A 9,777-nucleotide genomic window follows, 5' to 3' on the forward strand; every position below is an offset into this window, starting at 1 on the left:
AAGAGAAGCGGGACATGACATCAACACACGCTCTGCCGCAGAGCGAATTCGCGGCGCGTGTGGCCCACCTGAGCCACGCCACCGAGGCGCCCTCGCTGACCTTGCTCCACCACAAGTGGTGCTCCCTGGTCCTGGGCGTCTTCGAACGCGCCTTCGGCCACGAGGGAGGTGCCGTGCGGGCCGAGCGCCTGCACTCCATCGTCGAGGCCAGTCTCGAGGAACTCGCCGATTCCGGGCTCGCCGTGCCACCCGCGGCCACTGGCCGCTCGCTCTGCCTGTTCTGGACGCAGGAGCAGTGGCTGGTTCGCCTCCCGACCGACGACGGCGGCGAGGAGTACGAGCGCACCTCCCACGCCTTGGCCGCCGCGCGCATGCTCGACGAGGCCAGCCGCGAGCGCGCGCTCATCAGCGAATCCCGCCTCACCACCATCATGGACACCGCCGCCCGCTGGGCAGCCACCGCGCGTCCCGGCCAGGAAGGCCGGCGGGCCCACCTGCGCTCCAAGATCGCCGAGCTCGAGGCCGAACTGGAGCGCCTCGACTCCCCGCCCACGCCGGAGGAGAGCGAGGCGGACGGCGAGCGCCTGCGCCACGGCTACGCCGACCTGGCCGACCTGCTGGCCCAGCTCCCCGGCGACTTCCGTCGGGTCGAGGAGTCCATCGCCGGCATTCACCGGCAGATGCTCGCCGATTTCCGCGACGAGACCCGTCCCCGCGGCGAGGTGCTTGACGAGTACCTCGAGGCCTCGCAGCGCCTCATGGACCGGACGGAGGAGGGACGCGCCTTCGCGAGCGCCATCGCCCTGCTCGGCAATGAGGACGTGTTGCGCCGACTGCGCGAGGACCTCAACGCGATCGTGGAGCACCCCTTCGCCGCCGAACTGAGCCTCGAGGCGCGCCGCGGCTTCGTCAACGCCGCTGGCCTGCTCCGGCGCGGCCTCTACGAGGTGCAGAGCCGGCAGCACAAGGCCTCCAGGGCCCTGGCCGATCAGCTACAGAGCACCGACGCCGCCGGCGACCGCCAGGTGGCCCGGCTCCTGCAGCGCGCCCAGTCCGAGCTGCAGCGGTGGATGGTCACGGCCCGTCCCCGCGACGGCGTGCGCCTCTCCGGCGTCCCGGCGCGCGCCGACATCGGCACCCTGCGTTCGCGCTTCTTCGACCCGACGCCGCCCCCGGCCGTGGAGCGGCTCGAGGACGTGTCGGCGGAGGCCCCGGCCGGGCCGGACCTCGAGGCCGTCCGGCTCTCCGGCGGCCCCCTGACCGCCGCGGTGCGCCTGCACATCAAGTCGGCCCTCGAGGCGGGGCGTGCCAAGAGCCTCGCCGACGCGTTCGATACCCTGCCGCCGGAGCTGCGCCGCCCCGTCGAGCTCTTCGGGCTCATGGACCTGGCCGCGCCCGCCCTCACGCGTCAGCGTGGGGAGGAGCCTGACTCCCACGCGGCGGTGCCTCCGCCCGGCGTGGTGCGCACCGTCAGGCCGGACGGCAGCGAGCGGTGGCTCAGCCTGCCCGCGCTCACTCTCGATCCGAGCGATCTCGACGCGCCGGACACCCCGACCAGCCCCAGCACGAAGGAGCAGACCGCGTGAGCCAGCATCATCCCGAGGAGCGCGGGGTCGAAGACCAGTCTCCGGCGAGCCTGGCCCTCTTCGACGGCGACGAGGGCAGCCTCGAGCTCGAGCAACGCGAGGCGCTCGTGGCGCTGCTGCGTTCCCAGGTGCTCACGGCCGCCCGGCGGCCCCAGGAGTTCGAGGCGTTGCTGCGTCACCGGGCCGTCCTCACCTCGCGCCTGCACGATCTCTTCCTCGACCTGGTCGTGGACGCCGAGCGCGGCGTGGCGTACAAGGTGCAGATCAGGGCGGAGGGCTCAGCCCACTTCCCGGCCCTGCTGCGCGATACCGCGTACTCGCGCGAGGAGACGATCCTGCTCGTGCACCTGCGCCAGGCCCGCCTTGTGGGCCGCGCGGCGGGGGAGGAGCACGTCTTCATCGACCTCGAGGAGTGCCTCGAGGCGATCGAGCGCTTCCGCCCCGAGCACGCGACCGATGTGGCCGGCGACCTGGCCCGCGCCCGGCGCGCCGTCAAGGAGCTCCAGGCGGCCGGCGTGCTCGCCGGCACCGCCACGCAGGATCGCTTTGCCATCACCTCGGTGATCGAGGTGGTGCTGCCCGTCACCCGCCTGCAGGAGCTCATCGAGGCCCTCGGCGCTCCGGGCACGGGCGGCGACACCCTGCTTTCCCACGCCTCCAGCGAGCTGTCCGAGGAGGACCATGACTGAGATTCCGCTCTTTGCCGGCTTTTCCGATGCGAGCGCCCAGTGGCGCGCCGAGCGCCTGCAACTCGTGAACTGGGGTGGCTTCCACGGGCATCACGAGGTGGAGCTCTCCCGCGGGGCCACCCTCATCTCCGGCGCCTCCGGCACCGGCAAGTCGACGCTGCTCGACGCATATCTGGCGCTCATGATGCCCTCCACGGTGCCGTTCAACGGTGCGTCGAACGACGCGACGAGCGGGCGCGCCCGCGGCGCCGACCAGCGCAATGTGCTCAGCTACCTGCGCGGCAAGCGCGACACCACCCGCGAAGGGGAGTCGCTGACCGATCAGGTGCTACGCGGCGATGGGGTCCCCGTGTGGGGCGGCATCGCGCTCACCTTCCTCGACGACATGAAGCGGCGCTTCACGGCGGTGCGGCTCTACCTGGCCGACGCCTCGGCGCGCACGAGCTCCGACGTGCAGATGCGGCTCTTCACGCGCCCCGAGGCCGTCTCCCTCGCGGAGTTCGAACCCTTCGCCGAGCGCCGCTTCGACCCCCGCGCCCTGCGTTCAGCCCTGCCCGGGCTCGTCTATCACGACACGGCGCTCAAGTTCACCGAGACCCTGACGACGCGCCTCGGGATCGGCGCCAACGGCAACGGGGACAACGCCCTGCGCCTGCTGGCCCGCATCCAGGCGGGCCACCAGGTGCGCACCGTCGACAGCCTGTACAAGCAGATGGTGCTCGAGGAACCCGCGACCTTCCGTGCCGCAGAGCGCGCCGTTGAGCAGTACTCGAGCCTGGATCGGGCCTACCGGGATCTGGAACAGGATGGCGCCAAGGCGCGCGCGCTCGCCCAGATCGACGCCGCGCACGCCGCCTATTCCGGCGCGCTCGAGCGGGCGGAGCGGCTCGACCGCTACGGCGTGCGCCAGGAGGGAACCCAGACGGGCTTCTCGCTCTGGTCGCTCCTGACCCACCGCCGCCTCCTGCTCGAGGCCGAGGGAAGCAACCGGGCCCAGCGCGAGGGCGTCACGACGTCGCTGCTCACCGCCGAGGCTGGCAAGGCCTCCCTCGAGATCGACCTGCACGAGGTCGAGGAGCAGCTGCGCGCGGCCGGAGGCGGCGCGTTGAACCTCCTCGAGAGCAAGCTCGACGGCGCACTTGCGCAGGCCGCGAGCGTGTCCCGCTCCCGCGCCCGCTTCACCGAGCTAACCGCCCCGCTGGGCCTGCCGTGTTCCACGGCCGTCGAGTTCACGGCGCTCGTCGAGGAGAGCAGCCGCTTCGCGGACGGCGTGGACGTCGAGCGCGAGGAGATCGGCGCCCGCCGCGACGCCAAGGTGGCGGCGGCACCGGCGCTCAAGGAGCGCCGCACCGAGCTGCTACGCGAGTTTGAATCCCTGCGCGGCCGCGCGAGCCGCGTGCCCATGGCCCACGACGCAGCGCGCCGCCAGATCGCCGAGGCGAGCGGCCTGCCCGTGGCGCAGCTGCCCTTCGCCGCAGAGCTCATGGACGTGGCCCCCGGCCAGGAGGCCTGGCGGCCGGCCGCCGAGCTGACCCTGCGCGGTGTTGGCCTCACCCTGCTCGTCGACGAACGCGAACAGGCCCGCCTGCGCACCGCCATCGACGGGCTGCAGCTCGACGTGCGCCTGCACTTCGAGGGCGTCGCCCTGGGGGAGCCGGCACCGGCCGAGGCTGAGGCGCGCATGCTCTCCTCCCGTCTCGTCTTCAAGGACTCGCCCTTCACCTCGTGGGTCCGCGAACGCGTGCAGCGTCCCGGGATCGATCACGTGTGCGTCAGCACCCCGGAGGAGCTGGGCGGTTCCGAGCCCAAGGTCACGATGTCCGGGCAGACCTCGCGCGGCCGCGCCGGCGCCCACGGCCGGGTGGCCGGACGCGAGGACGTGCTCGGGTTCTCCAATGCCGACCGCGTCCAGGCGATCAAGGAGGCGGCCGCGTCTCTCACCGCCCGGCTGGTCGCGCTCGACACCGAGCGCTCGGGCCTCGACGCCGAACTCGTGACGCTGCGCGAGCGCGAGGCGGCGTTTGCCGCCGTCGCGACGCACACCTGGGAGCAGATCGACCTGGCCGGCGCCCACGAGCGCGTCGACGCCCTGCGCCACGAGATCGCCGAGATGGTCCAGCGCAACGACGCCCTGGCCCCGCTGCGCGCCCGTCACGCCGAGCTCAAGGCGGCCGTGGAGACCGCCAAGCACGAGTACTGGGCGCTCGACGCCAAGCTCAAGGCGCTCGACACGGAGTGGGGCGAGCTCGCCGAGGCGCAGGACAGGATCAACGACCAGCTGGACGCGGCCCCCGCCGAGGCCTTCCTCTCCGAGGCGGACACGGCGGAACTTGACGCGATCCTCTTCGAGCGCGACGCCGAGGTGACCCCCGCCCGGCTGCCCGCCGTGGTGCGCTCGCTGCGCTCCGTGCTGACGGAGGAGTCCAACCGCAGCGCGGCCGAGGCCCGGCGCGAGGCCGAACACCTCCGCGGGATCTTCGAGGCGTACAACGAGCGCTGGCCGGACCCGGACCGCGGGGCCGATGTGGCCGCGTACCCCGACTTCAAGGCCATCGCCGACGACATCGAGCGGCACGGGCTGCACCAGCGCCGCGAGGCGTTCCAGCGCCAGTTCCAGGCCTGGAGCGGCCAGGACCTGCGCCTGCTCTCCGACGCCTACGACGTGGCGATGGACGACATCGACGAGCGCCTCGAACCCGTCAATCACATCCTCGCGTCCCTGCCCTTCGGCCCGGGGCGGGATCGCCTGAGCATCGTGGTGCGTCGCCTGCGTCGCCGCGAGCTCGAGGAGTTCAGGGCCACCTTGCGCGAGCTATCGGCGGTGGCCGATCAGGAGGGAGGTTCGCCCGAGGCGGCGCAGGCGAGCTTCGCCCAACTGCGGGAGCTCATGACGCTGCTCTCCGCGACCGAAGGGGCGGCGGCGGTGCGCCGCGACGAGCTGCTCGACGTGCGCAAACACCTCGAGATCACGGCGAGCAAGGTGGACACGGCGGGGCGCGAGCTCTCCACGTACTCCTCGCTCGGCGGCAAGAGCGGCGGCGAGTCGCAGGAGCTCGTGGCCTTCATCGTTGGCTCCGCGCTGCGCTACCAGCTCGGCGACGAGACGCGCACCCGCCCGCGCTTCGCCCCGGTCTTCCTCGACGAGGGCTTCGTGAAGTCCGACGCCGAGTTTGCCGGGCGCGCCGTGGCCGCTTGGAAGGGGCTGGGCTTCCAGCTGATCGTCGGTGCCCCGCTGGATAAGGTCACGGCGCTGGAGCCGCACATGGACCTGAACCTCTCCGTCACGAAGGACCAGGCCACCGGCTACTCCTACGTCACGGCCTTCCACGACGCAGCCGCGCCGGGGGAGGAGCTCCCGGCGGGGGAGTAGCGCGTCACGCACGCCGCGGCCCGCCGTCCAAACGTGGGCGGCGGGCCGTTCTCGTCCAGGCTGGGAGGCATGCCTTCCCCGCAGCCAGCGCAACGCACGCTCTTGCCCGAAGTGGGCGCCGGTCTGGTCACGACCCTGGTGGGCTTCACCGCCTCCTTTGCCGTGGTGCTCACCGGCCTGGCGGCCGTCGGAGCCAGCCCGGGCCAGGCGGCGTCGGGCCTCGGTGCCCTGTGCCTGGCCGTGGGCCTGGGCACGCTGGGCCTCTCCATCGCGAGCCGCCGCCCCCTGACCCTCGCATGGTCGACGCCGGGGGCCGCGCTGCTGGGCGGCTCGGCAGCGCTCCCCGGCGGCTTCGGCGACGCGGTGGGCGCGTTCCTCCTGTGTGCCGCCGCGATCGTGGCGACGGGCCTGTGGCCGCGGCTGGGTGAGCTCGTCACGCGCATCCCCGCCTCGCTCGCGCAGGCCATGCTGGCCGGCGTCATGCTTCCGCTGTGCCTGGCGCCAGTGACCGCCGCCGCGGCCAATCCCGCGTGGGTGCTGCCGACCGTGCTGATCTGGGTGCTCGGCCTGCGTTGGTGGCCGCGCTGGGCCGTGCCGGTGGCCTTCGCCGCGGCGCTCGCGAGCGTGGGCGTGGCGTTCCTCCTGGGGGTGGCCCACGTGGACGGCGACGCCCTCGCCCCCTCCCTCCAATGGGTCGCGCCGAGCCTGTCCTGGCCCGCCGTGGTGGGCATCGCCCTGCCGCTCTACATCGTCACGATGGCCTCGCAGAACGTGCCGGGCGTCGCGGTCATGGCCTCGTTCGGCTACCCCGTCCCGTGGCGCGCGACCCTCCTGATCACGGGCGTCAGCTCGGCGGCGGCGGCCCTGGCGGGCGGTCACGCGATCAACCTCGCGGCGATCAGCGCAGCACTCGCGGCGGGGGAGGAGAGCGGGGTGCCGCGCGAGCGGCGCTGGCGCAGCGCCGCCTTCGCCGGAGCCCTCTACGTGGCCTTCGCGGCGGGGGCCGCTGCCCTGGCCGGCATCGCGCTTGCCGCCCCGGGCGGGCTCTTGGCCGCCGTCGCCGGGCTCGCGCTCATCGCGACGCTGGGCTCGGCCGTGCAGGGGGCGTGGGAGGACGCCTCATCGCGGCTCGCCGTCGTCGCCACGTTCCTCGTGGCCGCCTCCGGCGTCAGCATCGCCGGCATCGGTGCCGCGTTCTGGGCGCTGGTGGTAGGCCTGGTCCTGCGCTGGGCGCTGGCGGCCCGCCGCGGGGCCTAAGGGGCCCTTGGCAGGGCCCGGCCCGCGCACGGGGCGCCGTTCAATGCCCGACGGCGCGGCGCCGGCCGGGTGCCTCAGCTCCCGTCGCGCAGATCGGCAAGACTGCGCTCCTCGAGGCTGATCGCTGCGAACTCGGCCCCGCGGCCCTCGCCGAGGGGCGACTGGGCGGCGAAACCGATCCGCAATCCCTCCAGCTCGTGGGCCGTCCCCAGACGGAAGACGCGCAGGAAACGCCAGCGAACGCCGTCGGGCGAGTGGTGGAAGGCGAACGCCTCGCCGAGGCGGGAGATCCGCAGGAAGACGCGGTCCCCGGCGATGACGTCGCCGTTCGCATCGTCGGAGAAGCCGTCCGTGACGACGCCGACCACCGTGGCCTCGGCGTCGGGGGAGTACTCGAAGCACAGCTTGGCCCAGCGGCGCTCGTTGACGTAGAGCGCCAGGACGCCGGCGTCGTAGGTGGAGCGTTCGCCCGGCACGGTCACCTGCGCCGAGAAGACGAAGTCGCCGGCCGGGGCGGACGACGCCAGCACCGGCGCGCCGCGCGTGAGCGCGCCGCTGACCGGATCCGAGATGAGGTCGCTGCTCGCCGGTGCGCTGACACCGACCGTGCGCGCCTCGGCGTCGATGGTGGCGTCGCCGCGGCCCTCCAGGAAAGTGAGGCCAGCGAGAAAGTCCTGTGTGCTCGTCATGGAACCATGAGACCACGGCGCGGTCACCCACCGACGCCTGCGTCCGTGATGCGTCGTCCGGGAGGCTTCGCGGCATGCAGACCCCGGGGGGCGACGGCTGCGGGAGATCAGGGCCGACTCCAGCGCCTCCGATGCCTGTCCAGCTGGCCGAGCGCATCGGGGCGACTGTCCGGTGTCAGATGATGTGGCAGAAATTCTGGGTTGGGCCTGCCCCGCTGACATGTCGCGTGATTCGGGCGCTTCCCAGTAGTCTCAAACGACATGTCAATTCCGAAGACCCAGAACACGAATCACGAGGCATGACCTGGTGTTCGCTCTTTGGGCCGGAGCGGAGAGAGGGCGCCTCGTGCCAAGTCGTCAAGCATCAGATCTGAGTGTCCGGCAAACTTGGCACGGCCAATGGTGGGTCCCTGGCAAAGAGGATGCGGCAGCTTCGGGAACCCTTGTGTATGACCCTGACGAGGGGATCCATCTGCAGCTGACCAGTGCCTGGCGACTCAATCCGGCCCCTGACTCGAACGGATACGCACCGGCTTCACCTCAGACGTGGGACGTGATTCACGGTGAGGCCTTCGGCGTGCATCTAACTCTCCTTGACACCTTTGCTGAGAACTACAAGTTAAACTTAATGAACGCCGATCCGCTGCAGTCCGGGTCCACCAAGATTCGTGTCAATCGCGTGGTTCTTGGAGCCTGGATTCATTCAAGCTCGGCGCCCGTGTTTTCATCCGTCTACGTGGGACTCGAGAATTTGCTGGGCTGGTCCGGAAGAACATCGGTGAGGTCGTCAGTGAGCTATTCTCCCGGCGGACGCCCAAAGCTGGGTCTCAACAATTTTGACGTCGAGCCCCTCGAAGCAGTGGTTGGCAGTAGCACGTACTCGCTTGAGTCCTTTCAGGTCTCGTCAGGTTTCAAGCACAACAACAGCAAGCGTCGGCACTGGATCGAAGAACGCGAGCAAATCACGATTCGGGATGATGACGGTCTGTCTCTGGACGACTGCATCTCAAAGAGCACGTCGATGCGTGATCTAATGACACTGGCCAGCCTCACGGTCTCGCCCATCACGTCGCTCACGGCAACAATTGTCATGGCACGGAACTCGGCGGAACCGGAGTTGAATGCGGACGGCCTCGAAGCCATCGCACCCGATCTCACTCTGCCAACCACGACCGCCGTGTCGATCTTCATGGGCCAACCCGGAAGGTTTGACGAGACTCGAGGCCCGACACGGCAAGAAGAGTTCCTCTTCTCCAGCGCAGACATCGACTTTGCCGAACTGATCCCGCGATGGCTCAAACTTGCCGAGAGCCTCCACGCACCCGTGGCACTCGCAATCGGGCGCCAACACCAAAAAGACGTGTACCTGGAGCTGCAAACGCTCGCAGCAACAGGGACGCTTGAATCCCTTCATCGATCGCTTTATCCAAAGCAGAAGACCATGTCCAACGCCGAATTCAGAAGGATCGAAAAGGCAATCAGCGAGGTCATCCCTGCGGATCGCAAGACATGGTGGTCCGACAGGAAACCGCACAACGAACCCACATTGCGCGAAAGGTTGCACGAGCTCTTCCATTCCGTCAGCCCTAACCTCGAGCAAATCGTCGGACCGTTGGAACAGTGGGCCAAGGCAGCTTCGAATACTCGCAACAAACTGGCACACGAGGGTACGTCACATCTTGTTTCGAGCGAACAAATGCGGGCGGTAATCAAGTCGTGCGACTCAGTGGCGTTTATTACGTTGGCCATGCTGATTGGTATTGATCCGGAGTCGATAATCGCGCGGCACTACCAGGTGAGGCAGTTAGCAGATGCTGCTTACTTCACGAAGGTTTTCCGGCTCTTCGGACATCCGGTGGGGGGTCATGGGGTGAGGCCGCCGGCGGCGAGGAGCATGCGGAGCCGGTAGTTGCTGCGGTTGCGGTAGCCGCGGGCGAGGCGGCGGTGAAGCTCGATGATCCCGTTCACGGCCTCAGTTCCGCCGTTCGATGATCGTCCGGTCGTGAAGTAGGCCAGGAACGCAGCCCGCAGCGGCGGAGGGTGCGGCCAAGGCGGGCGATCTCGGGGGTCGGGCAGGTGTGGAATGTGTCGACGACCTTCTCGGCGATCCGCCGCCCCTCGGCGAGGTCCTTCTGGTGGTAGGCGGAACGCAGTTGCTGGGCGCACTGCCACGCGACGAACACCTC

General features: G+C 70.2%; 6 protein-coding genes and 1 pseudogene. 5 read left to right on the forward strand and 2 right to left on the reverse strand.

Going from position 1 to position 9,777, the window contains the following annotated elements; genetic code table 11:
- The first annotated feature begins 14 nt into the window (after positions 1-14).
- From DWB68_RS03950 to DWB68_RS03965, 4 genes are all read left to right on the forward strand, one after another.
- The gene (locus tag DWB68_RS03950; protein ID WP_119423838.1) at positions 15-1,586 is read left to right on the forward strand and encodes a DUF3375 family protein; all 1,572 of its coding nucleotides are present in this window, start codon (positions 15-17) and stop codon (positions 1,584-1,586) included.
- Positions 1,583-2,275, forward strand: a complete 693-nt coding sequence (locus DWB68_RS03955; RefSeq protein WP_158588198.1) for a DUF4194 domain-containing protein — start codon at positions 1,583-1,585, stop codon at positions 2,273-2,275. Before DWB68_RS03950 ends, DWB68_RS03955 begins: the two co-directional genes overlap by 4 nt.
- The gene (locus DWB68_RS03960; protein ID WP_119423840.1) at positions 2,268-5,645 is read left to right on the forward strand and encodes an ATP-binding protein; all 3,378 of its coding nucleotides are present in this window, start codon (positions 2,268-2,270) and stop codon (positions 5,643-5,645) included. The genes DWB68_RS03955 and DWB68_RS03960 overlap by 8 nt, the downstream gene beginning before the upstream one ends.
- 69 nt (positions 5,646-5,714) lie before the next feature.
- Positions 5,715-6,902 (forward strand): benzoate/H(+) symporter BenE family transporter, encoded by a 1,188-nt coding sequence (locus DWB68_RS03965; RefSeq protein ID WP_119423841.1) that lies wholly within the window; start codon positions 5,715-5,717, stop codon positions 6,900-6,902.
- Positions 6,903-6,976: 74 nt separating this feature from the next.
- Here the strand turns inward: DWB68_RS03965 and DWB68_RS03970 are convergent, their stop codons facing one another.
- Positions 6,977-7,591, reverse strand: a complete 615-nt coding sequence (locus tag DWB68_RS03970) for a DUF1349 domain-containing protein (protein WP_158588199.1) — start codon at positions 7,589-7,591, stop codon at positions 6,977-6,979.
- Positions 7,592-7,937: 346 nt separating this feature from the next.
- On the opposite strand from DWB68_RS03970, the gene DWB68_RS15920 reads away from it, so the two are divergent.
- Positions 7,938-9,500 (forward strand): ApeA N-terminal domain 1-containing protein, encoded by a 1,563-nt coding sequence (locus DWB68_RS15920; protein WP_267896926.1) that lies wholly within the window; start codon positions 7,938-7,940, stop codon positions 9,498-9,500.
- Here the strand turns inward: DWB68_RS15920 and DWB68_RS03975 are convergent.
- Positions 9,455-9,777: pseudogene (locus tag DWB68_RS03975) on the reverse strand (transposase); the annotation flags it as partial. The gene DWB68_RS15920 and the pseudogene DWB68_RS03975 sit on opposite strands and share 46 nt — an antisense overlap.

The sequence above is a fragment of the Galactobacter valiniphilus genome (assembly GCF_003575975.1).
In the GTDB taxonomy this organism is placed as follows: Bacteria; Actinomycetota; Actinomycetes; order Actinomycetales; family Micrococcaceae; genus Galactobacter; species Galactobacter valiniphilus.

What these genes read in the sequence shown, in the direction of transcription:
- DWB68_RS03970 (WP_158588199.1), bottom strand. Translation starts at nt 7,591, where the DNA reads ATGACGAGCACACAGGACTTTCTCGCTGGCCTCACTTTCCTGGAGGGC.
- DWB68_RS03965 (WP_119423841.1), top strand. Translation starts at nt 5,715, where the DNA reads ATGCCTTCCCCGCAGCCAGCGCAACGCACGCTCTTGCCCGAAGTGGGC.
- DWB68_RS03960 (WP_119423840.1), top strand. Translation starts at nt 2,268, where the DNA reads ATGACTGAGATTCCGCTCTTTGCCGGCTTTTCCGATGCGAGCGCCCAG.
- DWB68_RS03950 (WP_119423838.1), top strand. Translation starts at nt 15, where the DNA reads ATGACATCAACACACGCTCTGCCGCAGAGCGAATTCGCGGCGCGTGTG.